Source organism: Sphingomonas ginsengisoli An et al. 2013 (genome assembly GCF_009363895.1).
In the GTDB taxonomy this organism is placed as follows: Bacteria; Pseudomonadota; Alphaproteobacteria; order Sphingomonadales; family Sphingomonadaceae; genus Sphingomicrobium; species Sphingomicrobium ginsengisoli.
Genome location: NZ_CP045434.1, coordinates 342,179 through 360,462 on the forward strand (window position 1 = coordinate 342,179; position 18,284 = coordinate 360,462).

At 69.7% G+C, this 18,284-nt stretch carries 20 protein-coding genes; 10 read left to right on the forward strand and 10 right to left on the reverse strand.

Going from position 1 to position 18,284, the window contains the following annotated elements; all coding sequences use genetic code 11:
• Positions 1 to 9: 9 nt before the first annotated feature.
• Entirely contained in the window at positions 10 to 1,053 is a 1,044-nt protein-coding gene (locus GCU42_RS01735; RefSeq protein WP_114228128.1) for a rod shape-determining protein, read from the reverse strand.
• Positions 1,054 to 1,164: 111 nt separating this feature from the next.
• Here GCU42_RS01735 and mutL point away from each other — a divergent pair, with 111 nt between their 5' ends.
• The gene (gene mutL, locus GCU42_RS01740; RefSeq protein ID WP_114228127.1) at positions 1,165 to 2,952 is read left to right on the forward strand and encodes a DNA mismatch repair endonuclease MutL; all 1,788 of its coding nucleotides are present in this window, start codon (positions 1,165 to 1,167) and stop codon (positions 2,950 to 2,952) included.
• A gap of 13 nt (positions 2,953 to 2,965) precedes the next feature.
• Here the strand turns inward: mutL and GCU42_RS01745 are convergent, their stop codons facing one another.
• Positions 2,966 to 3,619: a hypothetical protein gene (locus GCU42_RS01745; RefSeq protein ID WP_152569420.1), complete on the reverse strand. Its 654-nt coding sequence runs from the start codon at positions 3,617 to 3,619 to the stop codon at positions 2,966 to 2,968.
• On the opposite strand from GCU42_RS01745, the gene GCU42_RS14935 reads away from it, so the two are divergent.
• Positions 3,618 to 3,791, forward strand: a complete 174-nt coding sequence (locus tag GCU42_RS14935) for a hypothetical protein (RefSeq protein ID WP_162789264.1) — start codon at positions 3,618 to 3,620, stop codon at positions 3,789 to 3,791. The two genes, GCU42_RS01745 and GCU42_RS14935, sit on opposite strands and share 2 nt — an antisense overlap.
• Here the strand turns inward: GCU42_RS14935 and ilvC are convergent.
• On the reverse strand, positions 3,788 to 4,753 hold the full coding sequence (gene ilvC, locus GCU42_RS01750; RefSeq protein WP_114228125.1) for a ketol-acid reductoisomerase: 966 nt from the start codon (positions 4,751 to 4,753) through the stop codon (positions 3,788 to 3,790). The two genes, GCU42_RS14935 and ilvC, sit on opposite strands and share 4 nt — an antisense overlap.
• Positions 4,747 to 5,670, reverse strand: a complete 924-nt coding sequence (miaA, locus tag GCU42_RS01755) for a tRNA (adenosine(37)-N6)-dimethylallyltransferase MiaA (protein ID WP_114228124.1) — start codon at positions 5,668 to 5,670, stop codon at positions 4,747 to 4,749. Before miaA ends, ilvC begins: the two co-directional genes overlap by 7 nt.
• On the opposite strand from miaA, the gene serB reads away from it, so the two are divergent.
• The gene (serB, locus tag GCU42_RS01760; RefSeq protein WP_114228123.1) at positions 5,663 to 6,553 is read left to right on the forward strand and encodes a phosphoserine phosphatase SerB; all 891 of its coding nucleotides are present in this window, start codon (positions 5,663 to 5,665) and stop codon (positions 6,551 to 6,553) included. The two genes, miaA and serB, sit on opposite strands and share 8 nt — an antisense overlap.
• Here serB and GCU42_RS01765 read toward each other — a convergent pair.
• Positions 6,550 to 7,452, reverse strand: coding sequence for an SPOR domain-containing protein (locus GCU42_RS01765; protein ID WP_114228122.1), 903 nt, complete (start codon positions 7,450 to 7,452; stop codon positions 6,550 to 6,552). The two genes, serB and GCU42_RS01765, sit on opposite strands and share 4 nt — an antisense overlap.
• Positions 7,453 to 7,624: 172 nt before the next feature.
• On the opposite strand from GCU42_RS01765, the gene GCU42_RS01770 reads away from it, so the two are divergent.
• From GCU42_RS01770 to GCU42_RS01780, 3 genes are read left to right on the forward strand one after another with little or no spacing between them, the layout of a single operon-like run.
• Positions 7,625 to 8,347 carry a ParA family protein gene (locus GCU42_RS01770; protein WP_114228121.1) on the forward strand — a complete coding sequence of 241 codons (723 nt, stop codon included), beginning with the start codon at positions 7,625 to 7,627 and terminating at the stop codon, positions 8,345 to 8,347.
• Positions 8,348 to 8,368: 21 nt separating this feature from the next.
• Positions 8,369 to 9,196 (forward strand): hypothetical protein, encoded by an 828-nt coding sequence (locus GCU42_RS01775; RefSeq protein ID WP_114228120.1) that lies wholly within the window; start codon positions 8,369 to 8,371, stop codon positions 9,194 to 9,196.
• Between the two features lie 17 nt (positions 9,197 to 9,213).
• Entirely contained in the window at positions 9,214 to 10,587 is a 1,374-nt protein-coding gene (locus GCU42_RS01780; RefSeq protein WP_114228119.1) for an SPOR domain-containing protein, read from the forward strand.
• Here GCU42_RS01780 and GCU42_RS01785 read toward each other — a convergent pair.
• The 5 genes from GCU42_RS01785 to GCU42_RS01805 are packed head-to-tail and all read right to left on the reverse strand — an operon-like array spanning position 10,584 to position 14,341.
• Entirely contained in the window at positions 10,584 to 11,459 is an 876-nt protein-coding gene (locus GCU42_RS01785; RefSeq protein ID WP_205214994.1) for an aspartate carbamoyltransferase catalytic subunit, read from the reverse strand. The two genes, GCU42_RS01780 and GCU42_RS01785, sit on opposite strands and share 4 nt — an antisense overlap.
• An 11-nt stretch (positions 11,460 to 11,470) precedes the next feature.
• Positions 11,471 to 11,944, reverse strand: coding sequence for a Holliday junction resolvase RuvX (ruvX, locus tag GCU42_RS01790; protein ID WP_114228383.1), 474 nt, complete (start codon positions 11,942 to 11,944; stop codon positions 11,471 to 11,473).
• A complete protein-coding gene (locus tag GCU42_RS01795) occupies positions 11,941 to 13,056 on the reverse strand; it encodes a DUF3089 domain-containing protein (protein WP_114228118.1) in 1,116 nt (371 codons plus the stop codon). The genes ruvX and GCU42_RS01795 overlap by 4 nt, the downstream gene beginning before the upstream one ends.
• A gap of 38 nt (positions 13,057 to 13,094) precedes the next feature.
• Entirely contained in the window at positions 13,095 to 13,637 is a 543-nt protein-coding gene (locus GCU42_RS01800; protein ID WP_114228117.1) for a GXWXG domain-containing protein, read from the reverse strand.
• On the reverse strand, positions 13,634 to 14,341 hold the full coding sequence (locus tag GCU42_RS01805; protein ID WP_114228116.1) for a VIT1/CCC1 transporter family protein: 708 nt from the start codon (positions 14,339 to 14,341) through the stop codon (positions 13,634 to 13,636). Before GCU42_RS01805 ends, GCU42_RS01800 begins: the two co-directional genes overlap by 4 nt.
• Before the next feature lie 134 nt (positions 14,342 to 14,475).
• On the opposite strand from GCU42_RS01805, the gene GCU42_RS01810 reads away from it, so the two are divergent.
• From GCU42_RS01810 to gatB, 4 genes are all read left to right on the forward strand, one after another.
• Positions 14,476 to 14,826 carry a hypothetical protein gene (locus GCU42_RS01810; RefSeq protein ID WP_114228115.1) on the forward strand — a complete coding sequence of 117 codons (351 nt, stop codon included), beginning with the start codon at positions 14,476 to 14,478 and terminating at the stop codon, positions 14,824 to 14,826.
• Positions 14,827 to 14,869: 43 nt separating this feature from the next.
• Positions 14,870 to 15,157 carry an Asp-tRNA(Asn)/Glu-tRNA(Gln) amidotransferase subunit GatC gene (gatC, locus tag GCU42_RS01815; RefSeq protein WP_114228114.1) on the forward strand — a complete coding sequence of 96 codons (288 nt, stop codon included), beginning with the start codon at positions 14,870 to 14,872 and terminating at the stop codon, positions 15,155 to 15,157.
• Positions 15,157 to 16,635, forward strand: coding sequence for an Asp-tRNA(Asn)/Glu-tRNA(Gln) amidotransferase subunit GatA (gatA, locus tag GCU42_RS01820; RefSeq protein ID WP_114228113.1), 1,479 nt, complete (start codon positions 15,157 to 15,159; stop codon positions 16,633 to 16,635). Before gatC ends, gatA begins: the two co-directional genes overlap by 1 nt.
• A gap of 124 nt (positions 16,636 to 16,759) precedes the next feature.
• On the forward strand, positions 16,760 to 18,226 hold the full coding sequence (gene gatB, locus GCU42_RS01825; protein ID WP_114228112.1) for an Asp-tRNA(Asn)/Glu-tRNA(Gln) amidotransferase subunit GatB: 1,467 nt from the start codon (positions 16,760 to 16,762) through the stop codon (positions 18,224 to 18,226).
• The last annotated feature ends 58 nt before the right edge of the window (positions 18,227 to 18,284 follow it).

Below are 18,284 nucleotides of genomic sequence, written 5' to 3' on the forward strand. Positions count from 1 at the left end.
CAGGCTCCTCTACGCGGTCTGGAGCACGCCGCGGAACTGCTCTTCCTCGAGCGCGCGGCCGGTGCCGAGCGCGACGCAGGTGAGCGGATCCTCGGCGACCGTGACCGGCAGCCCGGTCTCGTCGCGCAGCACCTCGTCGAGACCCTGCAGCAGCGCGCCGCCACCGGTCAGGACGATGCCCTGGTCGCAGATGTCGGCGGCCAGTTCAGGCGCGGTATTCTCGAGCGCAATGCGGACGCCCTCGACGATGGTCCCTACCGGCTCCGACAGCGCTTCGGCAATCTGGCCCTGGTTGATCGAGATTTCCTTGGGAACACCGTTCACCAGGTCGCGGCCCTTGATGTGGACCGTCTTGCCGATGCCGTCGACCGGCGGCTTGGCGATGCCGACCTCCTGTTTGATCCGCTCGGCAGTGGCTTCGCCGATCAGCAGGTTGTGGTTGCGCCGGACGTAGGAGGAGATCGCCTCGTCCATCTTGTCGCCGCCGACGCGGACCGAGGTGGTGTAGGCGAGGCCGCGAAGGCTGAGCACCGCGACTTCGGTGGTGCCGCCGCCGATGTCGACGACCATCGAGCCGATCGGCTCGGTCACCGGCATGTCGGCGCCGATCGCGGCGGCCATCGGCTCCTCGATCAGGTAAACCGCGCTCGCGCCGGCGTTGGAGGCGGCGTCGCGGATCGCGCGGCGCTCGACGCTGGTCGAGCCCGACGGCACGCAGATCACGATCTCGGGGAAGCGCCAGGCGCGCATCTTGCCGCCGTGCACCTTGTGGATGAAGTGCTTGATCATCTGCTCGGCGACGTCGATGTCGGCGATGACCCCGTCACGCAGCGGGCGAATGGCCTCGATCTGATCGGGCGTCTTGCCCATCATCAGCTTGGCGTCGTCACCGACCGCCTTGACCTTCTTGACCCCGTTGATGGTCTCGATCGCGACCACCGACGGCTCGTTCAGCACGATCCCCCGACCGCGCACGTAGACGAGCGTGTTCGCCGTCCCGAGATCGATCGCCATGTCGTGCGACATCCACTTGAACCACCGAGTCCAGAACATGCCCGCCCGTCTTCCTGAAAAATGATTAAATCCCAACGAGGTAACTGCCGGTAAACCGGGTCCCGTCGCAGTCCCTCGCCCGCCCTGACCGATTGGGCTAGACCCCCTGCCATGTCAATAAGAAGGCTGCCTTCTCACCTCGTCGATCGAATCGCTGCCGGAGAGGTGGTGGAGCGCCCCGCGAGCGCCCTGAAAGAGCTGGTCGAGAACGCGCTCGATGCCGGCGCGCGGTCGGTCCAGGTGCGGCTGGCGGCCGGCGGGCTCGACCTCGTCGAGGTCAGCGACGACGGGGCGGGCATGAATCCAGCCGAGATGAGCCTCGCGCTTGAGCGGCACGCCACCTCCAAGCTGCCCGACGAGCGGATCGAGGCGGTCGCCAGCTTCGGCTTCCGCGGCGAGGCGCTGCCGTCGATCGCCAGCGTCAGCCACTTCACCCTCGAAAGCCGGCCGGCGGACCATGACGGCTGGCGAATCGTCGTCGACCATGGCGAGCGGGTGGGGGAGGGGCCCGCGGCGCTCCCGCCCGGCACCCGCGTGCGGGTCGACGAGCTGTTCGCCAAGGTGCCCGCGCGGCGCAAGTTCCTGCGCTCCCCGCGCGCCGAATATGCCGCCTGCCTCGACGCCGTCCGCCGGCTGGCGATGAGCCGGCCCGACGTGGGCTTCACCCTCGAGCACGACGGGCGTCGCACGCTGGCGGTCCAGCCCTCGACCCTGCCCGGGCGGGTCGCCGCGCTGCTCGACCCCGAGCTCGAGCGCGCCGGCCTGCCGATCGACCTGACGCGCGGGCCGCTGGCGCTGGGCGGGGTCGTCAGCCTGCCGACCTTCAACCGCGGGGCGGCCGATCACCAATATCTGTTCGTCAACGGCCGCCCGGTGAAGGACCGGTTGCTGGTCGGTGCGCTGCGCGCCGCCTACAGCGACGTCCTTGCCCGCGACCGCCACCCCATCGCGGCGCTTTTCCTCCAGCTCCCGCTTGAGGAGGTCGACGTCAACGTCCACCCAGCCAAGACCGAGGTCCGGTTCCGCGATCCGCAGGCAGTGCGCGGGCTGATCGTCGGCGGCCTTCGCCATGCGCTCGACGAGGCTGGCCATCGCAGCGCCGCGCGGATGCAGCCCGCCGCCGCCGTCCAGTGGACCAGCGAGTTGACACCTCCCAGCGGTCATCCCGGCGCAGGCCGGGATCTCGGGGAGCATGAGTATCTGGCGCCTACGCGCGCTGAGGTCCCGGCCTTCGCCGGGACGATGCTAAACGAAACCCACGCCCTCTTCACCGCCGCCCCAGCCGCGCGGGCCGAGCCCGCGACCGCGCCGGTCCCGGCCCACCCGCTCGGGGTTGCCCGCGGCCAGGTCGCCGCGACCTACATCGTCGCCGAGGCCGAGGACGGGCTGGTGCTGGTCGATCAGCACGCCGCGCACGAGCGGCTCGTGCTCGAACGCCTCAAGCGCGGCGCGGGCAATGGTGGGGTGCCGCGCCAGGCGCTGCTCCTGCCCGAGGTGGTCGAGCTCGACGAACCCGATTGCGACCGCCTCGACGAGGCCGCCGCCGAGCTGGCCGCCTTCGGGCTCGAGGTCGAGCGCTTCGGCGCGTCCGCGATGCTGGTCCGCGCCACGCCGGCGGTGCTCGGCACGCCCGACCTCAAACGCCTGCTTGCCGATCTTGCCGCCGAGATCGCCGAGCTTGGCGGCCCGCAGGGCCTGAAGGAGCGCCTTGACCTCGTCGCCGCGACCTTCGCCTGCCACCACAGTGTCCGCGCCGGCCGCATCCTCTCGGTCGCCGAGATGAACGCCCTCCTGCGCGAGATGGAAGTCACCCCCCACAGCGGCCAGTGCAACCACGGTCGCCCGACCTGGGTGAAGCTCGCCCACGGCGACATCGAGCGGCTGTTCGGGCGGAAATGAGTCGGGCGTCGTCCTAACGATCTCCGCCGCCGGCCTCGACACGCGCAACCGTCGGCTGACGGTACGTGGTCGGGCGACAGGTGGCGGTCGCATTGCGTCGCACCTCACCAAGCACGCGGATGACCTGATGATCGATCAGCAATGACGTGCGACGATCGAATTTGGTCGATCGAACCTGAGTGGGGCTATCGACGTCGGCCAATGTGATAGGATTCGTCTGACCAGTGTGGATGGCGAAGGTCTCGGCCGCCGTGCACCGATTGTAGCAAACATAGCCGGCCTTAAGATCGGCGCTGAAGTCGACCGCGTACAGAGACCGCGAAATCTTGCCTCCCGCCTCGGTCGTCTCGGTGCCCCGGCAGATCTCGGCCACGCGGTCCTGCGCGGCGACCGGGGAGGCTGCGCCGAGCAGCGCGGCGGCGATTGCCGCCGCAGCGGTGTGACGCGCCGGCAGCGATCGGTTGCGCCGAGCGCGATGGGGAAACCGTGCAGAAAACAGGGTTGGCATTGGCAAGGCCCTCGATCCTGCCGACGGGCATAGTTGAATTCCATGGCTGACGCGTGTCCGGCCGATGAATTCATCGGGCGTCTGCAGACCGCCGATTCGCTTTCGTGACGCCGCCGTGTTAATCCCGGTTTTACGGACCTCGCGAAGGAGCCGCGCCATGATCCAAGAACCCAGTCGCATCTATTTCGCCCGGCGTGCCGCCGAGGAGGAAGAGCGGTTCGAAGGGGCCGACGATCCGGCCGCGCGCGAGGCGCATCGCAGATTGCAGCGGGTCTATGCCGAGCGTGCCAGCGTCGGCGATCGCTATCCGATCAAGGACGTGGTCGGCTAGGCCTCGCCGGCGAGCCGCCGCCGCGCGGTTTCCAGCGCCGTCTCCCGTGCTGCCCGACGCGCCGCGCGCAGCCGGGGATAATCGCCGTCGGCCTCTTCGCTCAGTGCGTTTGCGAAGTTGCCCGAGCGGACCTCGTCGAGCACGTCGCCCATTCGCGCGCGGACCGTCGCATCGATCACCTTCGGGCCGCCGGTGAGCGCGCCGAACTCGGCGGTGTTGCTGATCGCTTCGGCGGTGCCGGCGATCCCGCGCGCCTCGATCAGCCCGGCGAGCAGCTTCAACTCGGTGACGCATTCGAGGTAGGCGACCTCGGGCTGGATGCCGGCGGCGACCAACGTGTCGAAGCCGGCCTCCAAGATCTGGGGCACCGCGCCCCACACCACCGCGCCCTCGTTGAACAGATCGGCGACGCATTCCTCTTCGAAGGTCGAGCGGATGACGCCTGCGCGCCCACAACCGAGCGCCCGGGAATAGGCCAGCGCCAGCGGCCACGCCCCGCCGGTCGCGTCCTGCGCCACCGCCGCCAGCGCGACCATCCCGCGGCCCTCGACGAACAGGCTGCGCAGGGCGGTCCCCGGCCCCTTGGGAGCGACCATGATCACGTCGAGCTCGGCGCGCGGTCGGATCAGCCCGAAGTGGATCGCCAGCCCGTGACTGAACCCCAGCGCCGCGCGGGGCTTGAGCGCCGGGGCGAGTTCGTCGTGGATCGCGGCGAGCTTTTCGTCGGGGGCAAGCAGCATGACGAGGTCGGCCCCGTCCGCCGCGGCGAGCGGCGGCATGACGTCGAAGCCGGCGGTGCGGACCTCGGCCTCGCTCGGGCTGCCGGGCCGAAGCCCGATCCGCACCGCGACGCCGCTGTCGCGCAGGTTGAGCGCCTGCGCCCGGCCCTGGTTGCCGTAACCGATGATCGCCACCGTCTTGCCCGTAAGCGGGGCGGGGTCGAGGTCGCGGTCGGTCAGCATGCCAGCGTCGCCGCCAACCGATCGATCTTCACCTCGTCCAGCGCGTCTTCCACGTTCATCAGGTCCCCCAGCCGCTGGTGTCGGAACCACGTATACTGGCGCTTGGCATAGTTGCGAGTGGCCTGGGCACCCGCCGCGACGCAACCCGCGCGGTCGACCTCGCCGCGCAGCAGCGCCGCCACCTCGCGCACCCCGATCATCCGCATTGCCGGCAGCGCCGGATCGAGCCCGCGCTCGAGCAGCGACCGCACCTCGGCGATCGCGCCCTCGTCGAGCATCGCCGCGAAGCGCCCCTCGCAGCGCTCGTACAGCCAGGCCCGCGGCGGGAGGAGGATCGCGCCGCGCAGGTCGGCCTCGGCGCGCAGCCCGCCCTCACGCGCCTGTTGCCAGTCGGCGAGGGATCGTCCGGTCGAGCGCACCACTTCGAGCGCGCGGGCGATCCGGGTGGTGTCGGCCGGGTGCAGCCGGGTCGCGGCCTCGGGGTCGAGCTCGCGCAACTCGCGATGGTTGTCCGCGACCGTCGCCGCGCGCACCGCGCTCCGCACCGCCGGGTCGATCGGCGGCACCGGCGCGATCCCGTCGAGCAGGGTGCGGAGATAAAGCCCGGTCCCGCCGACGAGGATCGGCAAGCGGCCGTCGGCCCACACCGCGCGGACCTCCCGCGCGGCCAGCCCGGCCCACTCGGCGGCCGAGCAGGGGTCGCCGGGATCGCGAAACCCGAACAGCCGATGCTCGACACGCGCGAATTCACTTGGGGACGGCCCCGCGCTGATTATGCCGAGGCCTGCATAGATTTGGGCGCTGTCTGCGTTGATCAGCACCCCGTTCGCCCGTTCGGCCCAGGCGAGCGCGACCGCCGACTTGCCCGCAGCAGTCGGACCGGCGATGAGGCCGAGAGGAGGACGTCCTTTGCTCATTGCCACCTTGATAGCAGCCGGATCGCTCAATCAGGACAGAATCGACGAGGCGCTTCGGCTGCTCGCCTCGGCGCGGGTCGACGCCGAGACGTGGAGCTGGCTCGACGAAGGCGACGCTGCCGACGTAATGGTCGAGGAAGCGCCCGAGCGGCTACAGGAAATCCGGCTGATGCTCGAACGTGGTCTGATGGGCCTCGACGTCGTGGTCCAGCCTGCCGAAGGCCGCGTGAAACGGCTCCTCGTGGCGGACATGGATTCGACCATGATCGGGCAGGAGTGCATCGACGAACTCGCCGATTATGCCGGGATGAAGGACGAGATCGCGGCCGTGACCGACGCCGCCATGCGCGGCGAGATCGACTTCGCCACCGCGCTCCACCAGCGGGTGGCCGCCCTGAACGGCCTCAGCACCCATTGCATCCAGCGCTGCCGCGAAGAGCGCATCCGCCCCAATCCGGGGGCGCGGACACTGGTCCAGACGATGCGCGCCCGCGGCGCGGGGACGCTGCTGGTGACCGGCGGCTTCCACGATTTCGCCGATCCCACCGCGGCCGAACTCGGCTTCACCGAAGTGCGCGCCAACCATCTCGACAGCATCCACGGCCACCTGACCGGTCTCGTCACTGGCGAGATCGTCGACAGCGCGGCCAAGTGCGAGGCTTTGATCAAGCGCCGCACCCAGATGGGGATCGAGCCGGCGGCGGTGCTGGCGGTCGGCGACGGCGCCAATGACGCGCCGATGATCGCCGAAGCGGGGCTGGGAGTTGCCTATCACGGCAAGCCCAAGCTGCGCGAAGTCGCCGACGCGCGGATTGATCATAACGACCTCACCGCTCTGCTGTGGGCGCAAGGCATTCGCCGCGCCGAGTGGGTGACCGGCTAGCGAACCCGGATCACGACGCAGGGGCTGGTGCCCGCGGCGCGGCAGGCGTCCTGCGCCTCGCCGCGCGTCGCGAAGGAACCGACCTGCAGCGCGGTCAGTCCGTTTTGGGTCGGCAGGAACGGCTGGCGTCCCGGCAGGCGCGCGCTGATGCGGCCCCACAATTCCTGCGGCGCGCCCGGACGGCGGAAGGCGCCCAGCTGGATCCGCCAGTCGCCGCCGCCAGCCGGTGCGGCGGCCGCAGCGCTCGGCGGTGGCGGGGCGGGACGACCCCGCGTCGTGGGGGACGGCGTGACGACAGGCGGCTGGGCCGTGGTTGGCCGCTTCGGTGACGATTGCGCGAGCTTCGGCGCTGGCAGCGCACCCGGGGCGAGATTGGTCCGCGCCCGCTCCGGCGGCGTGACGAACATCACCACGTCCATCTCCGACAGCGTCTGCTCGGCATCGACCAGCCCCAGCGCCACCGAGCGCTTGACCATCGCATAGCCGCGCTCGCGTTCGAGCGGGACGCCGTCGCCGTTGAACAGCGCGAGCCCGTAGAACAGCAGAGCGCGCGGCTCGTTGTTCGCCGAGGCGGCGCGGAGCAGCTTCAGCGCCGAGGCCTTCCGCCCGCTCGAAATGTCGAGCAGCGCGAGGCTGGCCTGGGCCGGGGCGTGGCATTCCTTGGCGGCGCGGCCGTAGAGCTGGCGCGCGCGCAGGATATTGACCGGCACTCCGCGGCCTGTCTGGTAGGCTTCGGCCAGCCGGTAATTCGCTTCGGCATCGCCGCTCTTGGCCAGCGGCGTCCAGATCGCGATCGCGCGGGCATTGTCGCCCTGCGCCGCGGCGGCGATGCCGTCCTCGACGCTCGCACCCGGCGCCGGTTCGGCGACCACCAGCAGCGCTGCTGCCAACCAGAACATCGTTCGTTCCCCCACGCCTCGTCCCAAGTCGGGGCGTCTCACATGCAGCTTACCTCATGCGCGCGAGGGGACAAGCGGCGCGGCCGCCACAGGGCCCGGCAATCTTAACCAGATTTTAGGCGTGGTGCGGGCATGCCGGCATGGACACGGCCAAATAGGCAAGGGGATTGGGATGCGCGTTCTGGCTTTGGCATCGCAGAAGGGGGGATCGGGCAAGACGACCCTGTCCGGACATCTCGCGGTGCAGGCGCAGTTGGCTGGGCAGGGGCCCGTCTGTTTGATCGACATCGATCCGCAGGGCTCGCTGGCCGACTGGTGGAACGAGCGCGAGGCCGACATGCCGGCCTTCGCCCAGACCACGGTGGCGCGCCTCGCCTCGGACCTCGAGGTGCTTCGCCAGCAGGGCTTCCGCCTAGCGGTGATCGACACCCCGCCGGCGATCACCATGGCGATCCAGAGCGTGATCGCGGTCGCCGAGCTGATCGTTATCCCGACCCGTCCGAGCCCGCACGACCTGCGCGCCGTCGGCGCTACCGTTGACCTGTGCGACCGTGCCGGCAAGCCGCTGATCTTTGTCGTCAACGCGGCGACGCCCAAGGCCAAGATCACCAGCGAAGCCGCGGTTGCGCTGTCGCAGCACGGCACCGTCGCGCCGGTCACCATCCACCACCGCACCGATTTCGCCGCCTCGATGATCGACGGCCGGACGGTGATGGAAGTCGACCCCAACGGCCGTTCGGCCCGCGAGGTGGTCGAGCTGTGGGACTATATTCACGAGCGTCTCGAAAAGGCGTTCCGCCGCAACGTGTTCGCGACTCCGGCCAGCGGTCCGGTTGGCGCGGTCGCCGCGGCGCCGCGTCCGGTTGGTGGCTTCGGCCGCCGTGTTGTCGGTTAAGCGAAAGGGAAGGGTGCTCCAGTGAAGAGCGAACCCCGGGCGTTTGCGTCCCTCTCCTCAGGTCTCCTCGCCCGCAAGGGCGCCGCGCGGCCGGCCATGCGGCCCCAGGGCTTCGGCCAGGCGGGCGCCAATCTCGACGACCTTGGCTGGAACGACATGGGGCATGATCTGCCCCGGCCGACCCTCGCGCCGGTCGGCGACGATGGTGAAGTGCCGCAGCTCTCGCGTACCCCGCTCGCCGGGCTGACCCCGATCTCGCCGGTCCACGACCAGCAGGCCGAGATCGAGGAGCGCTTCGGCGCCTATGGCGATGCCGAGGACGGGGGCGAGGAAGTATCCGAAGTGGACGCTGAGCTCGACGCCGAGATGGATGAGGGCGAGGACGAGCAGGTCGCGGTGAGCTACGGCTCGCTGACCACCGCGCGCCATGCCGCGCCTATGGCCGACGAGGTCGAGGAACAGGACGAGGACGACACGCTCGAGCTCGCCCACCCGGTGACCGCGGTCGTTGCGCCGGTCGCCGAGGCTCCGCAACCGGAGTTCGCGGCCCCTGCGCCCGCGCCGGTGATCCAGTCCGCGCCGGTCATCCAGGTCATGCCCAAGCCGTCGCTGAAGGCGTCGGTCGTCGCCGAGCCGCGCGGTCGCGCCGAGCCGGCCGCCAAGGGCAAGGCCGCCTTCACGCTCCGGCTCGATCCGGCGCGTCACCTCAAGCTGCGGCTGGCCTGCGCCATTACCGGCAAGTCCGCTCAGCAGCTCGTCACGCGGGCGCTCGATGAGCTCCTCGCGTCCATGCCTGAACTCGAAGCGATGGCCGAACGGGCACCGGTCGAGAGGGCGAGTAAACAGTAGGAAAAAGGGGCCAAGCCATGTCGAAGACGCTTCGCGCAAGCACCGCGCTCACGGCCGTCACCGTCGCCGCCAGCCTGATCGCCGGATGCGCCGGCCCCACCGCCAATATGAAGGTCAGCGGCGGCTTCGCCCGCCCGGTCGACACCCAGCTCGGAATCGCCACCCGCGCCCTCGCGGCGCTCCAGGCCGGCAACAAGGATGAGGCCGTCCGTCTCGCCGAGCGCGCAGTCGCCGCGACGCCGACCGATGCCGGTTTCCGCTCGCTGCTCGGCAACGTCTACATGGCCGAAGGCCGCTTCGCCTCGGCCGAGACTTCCTACAAGGATTCGCTCAGCCTGCTCCCCGACCAGGGCGCGGTGGCGATGAAGCTGGTGCTGAGCCAGATCGCCCAGGGCAAGAATGCTGAGGCGCTGGCGATGCTCGACCAGCTGCGCAACACCACCGACCCGGCCGATGTCGGGCTGGCGATGGCGCTGGCCGGCCAGCCGGGCAATGCGGTCGCTTTGCTCGATGAGGCTGCCCGCCGGCCCGAGGCCGACGCCCGCACCCGCCAGAATTTGGCGCTTGCCCATGCGCTTGCCGGCGACTGGGACAATGCCCGCGTGGTCGCGGCGCAGGACGTTCCCGCCGACCAGGTCGATGCCCGCATCGCCGAGTGGATGAAGCTCGCCGCGCCGCAGGCCGGGGCGACCAAGGTCGCGACGCTGATCGGGGTCACCCCCGCCGCCAGCGATCCCGGCCAGCCGATCCGCCTCGCGCTGCGCGACGCCACCGGCAGCGTCCGCATGGCCGAGGCCGCGCCGGCGCCCGTCGAAGTGGCGGCAGCCGCGCCGGCCCCGATGATCGCGGCGACCGCCGCCGCCGACACCACCGTCATGAATGACGCCGGCTTCGCCGCGCCTGCAGCGCCGGTGGTTTCGGCCCCGGTCGCGGTCGCCGCCAGCGCGGTCACCGTCGCCTTGCCCGCCGCCACTCCGGCGCCCGAGCAGGCCGGTCCGCTCGCCGACATCGCCGAAAACCTCGACGCGCTCCGCCACGAGCCGGTCCGCGCCTCGGGCGCCCTGCCCAAGGTCAGCGAGCTGCGCCGCAGCGCAGCGATTCGCTTCGCCAACTCGGGCGTGGTGGTCCAGCTCGGCGCCTACGGGTCGCAGGGCAAGCTGCAGGCCGGCTGGGCCAAGTTGTCGCGCAGCCACAAGGGCGTGCTCGGTCGCTATGTGCCCACGACCGCGCACTTCAAGGCGCCGATCGGCCCAGTCTATCGCCTGAGCCTGCAGGGGTTCGCTTCGAACGCCGAAGCGCGCCAGGTGTGCGAAGGCCTGAAGAGCGCGGGCGCGGCCTGCTTCGTCCGCAATGTCGCGGGCGACGCGCCGATCGCCTTCGCTAGCCGCTAGGCCTTCAACAGCATCTCGAGCACGGCCATGCGGACGGCGACCCCGTTCGCGACCTGCCGACGGATCAGCGAGCGCGGACCGTCGGCGACGCTGTCGGCGATCTCGACCCCGCGGTTCATCGGCCCGGGGTGGAGCACGAACGCGTCGGGCTTGGCCAGCGCCAGCCGCTGCTCGGTCAAGCCGTAGCGGCTGAGGAATTCGCCCGGCGCGTCGCCGAGCTCGTCGTCCATCCGCTCGCGCTGGACTCGCAGCATCATCACCGCATCTGCGCCGGCGATCGCCGCCTCGATCTCGCCTCCGCCGGGCAGATCGTCGGGAAGCAGCGCCGGCGGTCCCGCCAGCCGCACCGTCGCCCCCAGCCGCGGCAGCAGCTTGGCGTTGGAGCGCGCCACCCGGCTGTGGCGGATGTCGCCGACGATCGCGATCGTCTTGCCGGCGATTGCGCCGAGCGCCTGGCGTAGCGTTAGCGCGTCGAGCAGCGCCTGGGTCGGATGCTCGTTCGTCCCGTCGCCCGCGTTGATCACCGGGCAGTCGACCAGCCGCGCGACCTCGTGCGGCGCCAGATTGTTGCGGTGGCGCATGACGATCGCGTCGGGCCGCATCGCGTCGAGCGTCAGCGCGGTATCGGCCAGCGTCTCGCCCTTCTTGACGCTCGAATGCTCGACCGACAGCGTCACCGTTTGCGCGCCAAGCCGTGCCGCCGCCATTGCGAAGCTCATCGCGGTGCGGGTGCTGTTCTCGTAGAAGATGTTGAAGACGACCTTGCCCGCCAGCCGGTCGCTCGAGCCCTTGCGCTCGGCGAACAGCTGGGCGGCGTCGAGGAGGATGGCGATCTGGCCATCGGACAGGGTGTCGATCGAAAGCAGGTCCACGGACGCGTCTGCTAATCGGCGCGCGGCAGATTGACCAGCGCGTCGATCGCCCCCTGGAGGATGTGCGCCGCCGCCAGCTTGTCGACCGCCTCGGCGCGCCGGGCGCGGCTGACGTCGGCGGCGATCATCGCCCGCTCGACCGCCTGGGTCGACCAGCGCTCGTCCCACAGCAGGATCGGCCGCTCGAGCACGCGGCAGTTGCGGGCGAAGGCGCGGACCGACTGGGTTCGCGGCGAATCGCTCCCGTCCATGTTGAGCGGCAGCCCGACGACGAGGCCCACCACCTGCTGGCGCTCGACCAGCGTGCGCAGCGCCACGAGGTCGGCGGTGAACTTGGTTCGGCGGATCGTCTCGGCCGGTCCGGCGAAGGACCATCCAGGGTCACATACGGCTACCCCGACGGTCTTCGTCCCGACGTCAAGCCCGGCGAGCTTGCCGCCATTCGGCAGCGCCGCCGCAAATTCGGCCGCGCTGGCGGTGATCAACGCGCTTTCCACGCCGCGAGCCGCCGCTGCGCATCCTCGCGGATGTTCGCCCAGAACAGGGCGTAGTCGTAGACGTGATAGTTATTCCCCGGGAGCACGAACGGCCCCATCTTCGGCAGGTCCCCCTCGAGCAGCAGGAAGCCCTTGTCGCAATGCGCGCCGACCACGCCGGGCTGGAGGTTTCCGGTCGTCATAGTGTCGTCGCTCGGCACCAACGTTCCCTGGTTGACCTGCGGCGGCGCGGCGGCGTTGCGGATGCCGGTCAGCGGATTGACACACAGCATGTCCTCGCGCCGCCGTGGCTGGCCGGTGAAGCCGGTCGAGCCGTCGTAGACGTCGGAGATGAGCGAGGTGTTGGCGGGCTCGGCGAAGCTCAGCCAGCTCAAGATACAGCCGGCCTGGGTCGCCTGCTCGCACGCCGGCAGGCCCATCTTCGGCACGTCGGCGGCGACCGACACCGGCCAGCCAACCACATAGGCCGCGACCACTCGCTTCGCGAGCGGCGTGCCGGCGACCTTCTCGCGCAGGAGCCGGGTCAGGTGAAGCGCGCCCTGGCTGTGTCCGGCGAGGATGATCGGGCCGTCGGGGGCCTGGGCGAGGAAGCGATCGAACGCCCGCGCTACATCCTGGTAGGCGAGGTCGAGCGCCTTGGTCGCGTCGTCGTTGCGGAGCAGGAAGGCGCCATAAGCCGCCTGGCGGTACTTAGGCGCATAGATCTGGCCGATCGCATTGAACGCGCTCGCCTGGCTGCGGACGAACAGTGCCGCGCGGTCCTGGCTTTCACGGTCGCCGAGCGGGGCGTTCCAATGGTCCTTCTCAAGATAGGTGGTCGGGTGGATGTAGAAGACGCTGACCGGCCGCGCGCTGTCGGGCGGCGGCGAGCCGCTCGGCAGCCAGTCTCCCGGCCCCGGCGGCACCGTGTCGGGCAGCGACAGCCAGTTGGCGGTCTGAACATAGTCGGGCCCGCTCGCCGCGACCGGCGCCTGGAAGTGGCCCTCGGGCTGCGCCTGCCGGACAAGCACCGAACTGCCATACTGATAGATGCCGAACGCCGCCGCGACGACCAGCAGGGTCAGGAAGAAGATGGCGAGCAGGAAGCGGCGGACGCACATGGTGGCGGCAGGTAGGGGCGGGGCGCGAGCCAAGCAAGCTAGTCGGTCGCCACCCGCCGCAGGGTGAAGACGAAGGGATTGGCGTGCCCGCGAATGTCCATCGCGCCGAGCAGCACATCTGGCGTTACCGCGCGGAAGCAGTCGGCGATCGGGTGGGCGTCGTAGATCATCGCCGCCGAGGTCACGCCGCGATAGGTGAGGGGGCGTAGGCGCGCCCGAGGCTTTCCGGTACGCAGCAGTGGCACCACAGCGCGGAACAGCGCGGCGGCCGGAGCCGACTTGGCGAGGCGGGGAAAACGCTCGATCAGCCCGAGCGGGAGCAGGGCGGGGTTGGCCGCGAGCAGCTCGCTACCGCGCTCGAACAGCAGAGGATCGACGTCGTCGATCGAGCGGAACGCCTTACCCCACCAGCCCGACGGCCCCAGCAGCCCATCGTAGAGATGGCCCGTTGCAATCTCGCCGCCGCGCCACCGCCCGCGCATCGCCTCCGGCGCGACGCCGGGCAGGCTGTCGTAAAAGGCCAGCACGTCGGCCAGCGGCGCCGCCGGCTCGAGCGCCTCGAGCTGCGCGAGCGGGCTCATCCGGCGGTGGCGACCCCGAACAGATGGCCGACGCCGGCGGTCACCAGCATCGCCAGCACGCCCCAGAAAGTAACTCGGAAAACCCCGCGCCCGATCGACGCCCCGCCGGCGTGCGCCCCCAGGCCGCCAAGCAGCATCAGCGCAAGAAAGGTCACCACCCCCACCACCGGCAGGATCGCGCCCGCCGGTGCCAGTGCGGTGGCGATGGTGGGTGCCCCAGCGCCGAGCGTGAAGGTGAGCGCCGAGGCCCCCGCCGCCTGCAGCGGCCGCGCCGCGGCATGCTCGCTAATGCCCAGTTCGTCGCGGGCGTGGGCGCCGATCGCGTCATGCGCCATCATCTGGTCGGCGACGGCGGCGGCGGTCTCCTTGTCGACCCCGCGGCCCATGTAGATCCGCGCCAGCTCATTGCGTTCGGCGATCGGATTCTTCTCGATCTCGGCGAGCTCGCGCGCGAGGTCGGCCTCCTCGAGATCGGCCTGCGAGGAGACCGAGACATATTCGCCGGCCGCCATCGACATCGCGCCGGCCACCAACGCCGCCACCGCCGCGAGGAGGACATGGGGCCGGCTGGCGTCCGAGGCAGCGACGCCGACGATCAGGCTGCTTACCGAGCACAGCCCGTCGTTGGCACCGAGCACCGCGGCGCGCAGCCAGCCGACCCGCTGCACCATGTGCGCTTCGCTATGGGCGGAAACATTCTTCATCGGCCATCCTTATCAGTTTGGCGGCCTTAACGCTCGCTCGCATATTCACGCGCCATTCAGCGCCGGCGGCCGACGGATTTAATGGCCGGGGTGGGCTTGTTGTGCGTGGAGCGAAGCTCATGACTCCTTCCCGAATGCTTCTTGCCGCCGCGGCCGTCGCTGGCGCGGCTGCGCTGTCCGGCTGCGATACCTATGGCCCCTATGGCTATTCCAGCCTTTCGGTCGGCATCGGCACCGGCGGCTATTACGGTGGCTATGGTGGTGGCTATTACGGCGGCGGCTACGGCGGCTACGGCGGCTACGGCGGCTACGGTTACGGCTACGCCCGCCCGTGGGGCGGCTGGTACGGCGACTATTATTATCCGGGCACCGGCATCTACGTCTACGACCGCGCCCGCCGGCCGATCCGCTGGAACGACGACCGACGCCGCTATTGGGAGCAGCGTCGGGCGCAGTGGCGCGCCGAGCGCCGCCACCGCCGCTAGGCACGGCTTGCGACCGGGGCGGGCGCTCGCTAACGCCCGCCCCATGTCCGTCGATACCGCCACCGTGCGGCACGTCGCCCGGCTTGCGCGTCTGCAGATGAGCGACGCGGAGGTCGCGGCACTCGTGCCCGAACTCAACAACATACTCGGCTGGGTCGAGCAGCTCGCCGAGGTGAATACCGACGGGGTCGAGCCGCTGACCGCGGTGATCGACCAGAAGCTGCGCCTGCGCGATGACGTCATCGACGACGGCAACGTCCGCGACGCGGTGCTGCTGAACGCCCCCGATGCGCAGCATGGCTTTTTCGCCGTTCCCAAGGTGATCGAATAGTGGCCGAGCTCACCAGCCTGACGCTCGCCGAGCTGCGCGACGGCTTCCGCGCCGGCACCTTCTCGGCGCGCGAGATCGCGGAGGGCTACAACGCCGCCGTCGCCGCCTCGAAGACCCTCAACGCCTACACGGTGACGACTCCCGAGGACGCGCTCGCCGCTGCCGACACCGCCGACAGCGACCGCCAGCGCGACGCGCTGATGCCGCTGTCGGGCATCCCGCTTGGCATCAAGGACCTGTTCGCCACCGCCGGCACCGACACCACCGCCGGCTCGAACATCCTCAAGGGCTTCAAGCCGCCCTACGAGAGCACGGTCACCGCCAACCTCCGCCGCGCCGGCGCGGGGATGCTTGGCAAATTGAACATGGACGAGTTCGCAATGGGCTCGTCGAACGAAACCAGCGCCTACGGTCCTGTGATTTCCCCGTGGAAGCGCAACGACGGCGGCAACGCGGCACTCACTCCGGGCGGCAGCTCGGGCGGGTCGGCGGCGGCGGTCGCCGCGGGGCTCGCCCCCGGCGTCACTGGCACCGACACCGGCGGCTCGATCCGCCAGCCCGCGGCCTTCACCGGCATCAGCGGCATCAAGCCGACCTACGGCCGCTGCTCGCGCTGGGGCATCGTCTCCTTCGCCTCCTCGCTCGACCAGGCCGGGCCGATGGCGCGCACGGTCCGCGACTGCGCGATCTTGCTTGAAGCGATGGCCGGCTTCGATCCTAAGGATTCGACCTCGCTCGACTTCCCCGTGCCCAATTGGGAAGCTGGATTGTCGAGCGATCTCAAGGGCAAGCGCATCGGTATTCCCAAGGAATATCGCATCGACGGCGTGCCCGACGAGATCAACGCGCTGTGGGACCGCGGGATCGAGTGGCTCAAGGATGCAGGCGCCGAGCCTGTCTTGATCAGCCTGCCGCACACCAAATACGCGCTGCCGACCTATTACATCATCGCCCCGGCCGAGGCCTCGTCCAACCTCGCCCGCTATGACGGCGTCCGCTACGGCATCCGCGAGGAAGGCAGCGGCGGGCTCGAGGGCATGTACGCCGCGACCCGCGCCGCCGGCTTCGGCGCCGAGGTCAAGCGCCGGATCATGATCGGCACCTACGTGCTGTCGGCCGGCTTCTACGACGCTTACTTCACCAAGGCCCAGCGGGTCCGCGCCCTCATCAAGCAGGATTTTCGCAAGGCCTTCGAAAGCTGCGACCTCATCCTCACCCCGACCGCGCCGAGCGCCGCGTTCGGTTTGAACGAGAAGATGAGCGACCCGCTGGCGATGTATTTGAACGACGTCTTCGCCGTCCCCGCCAGCCTCGCCGGCTTGCCCGCGATGAGCGTCCCCGGCGGGCTCGACGCGCAGGGGCTGCCGCTCGGGCTGCACCTGATCGGCAACGAACTCGACGAGCAGGGCGTGCTGAACGCCGGTCTCGCGATCGAAGAGCGGGCGGGCTTCACCGCCCGCCCGAAGAAGTGGTGGTGAATAACTGGCTAGTCCCCGTCATCTGCCTTGTACTCGGCTATGCGCTGGGCCTTCTGAGCCGCGCAGGCCGGCGCAAAGGATTTGGGGAAGCGCGTTTCGACAGCAAAACCGGAAAGCAAATCAAGTGAACGCACCCTATCGCCTCAAGGGCGCCACCGGCGAGTGGGAGGTCGTGATCGGCCTCGAGGTCCACGCCCAGGTCGTCTCCAACGCCAAGCTCTTCTCGGGCGCGGCGACCGCCTTCGGGGCCGAGCCCAACACTCAGGTCAGCCTGGTCGATGCGGCGATGCCCGGCATGCTGCCGGTGCCCAACCGCGAGTGCATTCGCCAGGCGGTCCGCACCGGCCTCGCGATCGACGCCAAGATCAACCGCTGGTCGCGCTTCGATCGTAAGAATTACTTCTACGCCGACCTGCCACAGGGCTATCAGATCAGCCAGCTCTACCATCCGCTGGTGGGGGAGGGGACGGTCGAGGTGCTGCTCGACGAGAAGGACGAGGCGAGCGCCCGCAAGATCGGTGTCGAGCGCATCCATGTCGAGCAGGATGCGGGCAAGCTGATGCACGACCAGCACCCGACGATGAGCTACGTCGACTTGAACCGCTCGGGCGTCGCGTTGATGGAGATCGTCTCCAAGCCCGACATGCGTTCGCCTGTCGAAGCAGGGGCTTACCTCAGGAAGCTGCGCGCCATTCTCCGTTATGTCGGCAGTTGCGACGGCAATATGGAGGAGGGCTCGATGCGCGCCGACGTCAACGTCAGCGTGCGCAAGCCGGGCGCCGAATTCGGCACTCGCACCGAGACCAAGAACGTCAACTCGGTCCGCTTCGTCCAGGCGGTGATCGAGCATGAGGCCCGCCGCCAGATCGACGTCTTGGAAGAGGGCGGCAGCATCGTCCAGGAAACCCGCCTGTGGGACCCAGACAAGGGCGAGACGCGGACGCTGCGCTCCAAGGAAGACGCGCACGACTATCGCTATTTCCCCGACCCCGACCTTCTCCCGCTCGAGCTTGACGAGGCGTTCGTCGAGGACTGTTTAAAGTCGCTGCCCGAGCTGCCCGACGCCAAGCGCCGCCGCTACGAGCAGATGGGCATCTCGCCTTACAACGCCAGCGTACTCACCGCCGAGGTCGAGACCGCGCGCTGGTTCGACGCGCTGCTGAGCAACGAGGTCGAACCCAAGCAGGCGTCCAACTGGGTCGTCGCCGAACTGTTCGGCGCCTTGAACCGTCGCGGCGAATCGATCGCCGAGGCGCCGGTCTCGCCCGCGCATGCCGCCGAACTGCTCGGGCTCGTCGCCGACGGCACCATCTCGGGCTCGATCGCCAAGACCGTGTTCGAGAAGATGCTCGAAACCGGCGACCCCGCCGGCGCGATCGTCGAGCGCGAGGGGTTGAAGCAGACCAGCGACACCGGCGCGATCGATGCCGAGATCGATAAGATCCTCGCTGCCAATGCCGACAAGGTCGCGCAGTATAGGGACGGCAAGGTGCAGCTGTTCGGCTTCTTCGTCGGGCAGACGATGAAGGCGATGGCCGGCAAGGCCAACCCCGGCGTCGTCAACGAGCGGCTGAAAGCCAAATTGGGCTAATCGCCTGCGCTGCTAATTGACGCTTAACTCGTGCCGAAATATTGTTCCCTGACCGAGA

Coding starts and splice junctions, on each gene's coding strand:
- GCU42_RS01735 (WP_114228128.1), bottom strand. CDS start 1,053: ATGTTCTGGACTCGGTGGTTCAAGTGGATGTCGCACGACATGGCGATC.
- mutL (WP_114228127.1), top strand. CDS start 1,165: ATGTCAATAAGAAGGCTGCCTTCTCACCTCGTCGATCGAATCGCTGCC.
- GCU42_RS14935 (WP_162789264.1), top strand. CDS start 3,618: ATGATCCAAGAACCCAGTCGCATCTATTTCGCCCGGCGTGCCGCCGAG.
- GCU42_RS01745 (WP_152569420.1), bottom strand. CDS start 3,619: ATGGCGCGGCTCCTTCGCGAGGTCCGTAAAACCGGGATTAACACGGCG.
- ilvC (WP_114228125.1), bottom strand. CDS start 4,753: ATGCTGACCGACCGCGACCTCGACCCCGCCCCGCTTACGGGCAAGACG.
- miaA (WP_114228124.1), bottom strand. CDS start 5,670: ATGAGCAAAGGACGTCCTCCTCTCGGCCTCATCGCCGGTCCGACTGCT.
- GCU42_RS01765 (WP_114228122.1), bottom strand. CDS start 7,452: ATGTTCTGGTTGGCAGCAGCGCTGCTGGTGGTCGCCGAACCGGCGCCG.
- GCU42_RS01770 (WP_114228121.1), top strand. CDS start 7,625: ATGCGCGTTCTGGCTTTGGCATCGCAGAAGGGGGGATCGGGCAAGACG.
- GCU42_RS01780 (WP_114228119.1), top strand. CDS start 9,214: ATGTCGAAGACGCTTCGCGCAAGCACCGCGCTCACGGCCGTCACCGTC.
- GCU42_RS01795 (WP_114228118.1), bottom strand. CDS start 13,056: ATGTGCGTCCGCCGCTTCCTGCTCGCCATCTTCTTCCTGACCCTGCTG.
- GCU42_RS01800 (WP_114228117.1), bottom strand. CDS start 13,637: ATGAGCCCGCTCGCGCAGCTCGAGGCGCTCGAGCCGGCGGCGCCGCTG.
- GCU42_RS01805 (WP_114228116.1), bottom strand. CDS start 14,341: ATGAAGAATGTTTCCGCCCATAGCGAAGCGCACATGGTGCAGCGGGTC.
- GCU42_RS01810 (WP_114228115.1), top strand. CDS start 14,476: ATGCTTCTTGCCGCCGCGGCCGTCGCTGGCGCGGCTGCGCTGTCCGGC.
- gatC (WP_114228114.1), top strand. CDS start 14,870: ATGTCCGTCGATACCGCCACCGTGCGGCACGTCGCCCGGCTTGCGCGT.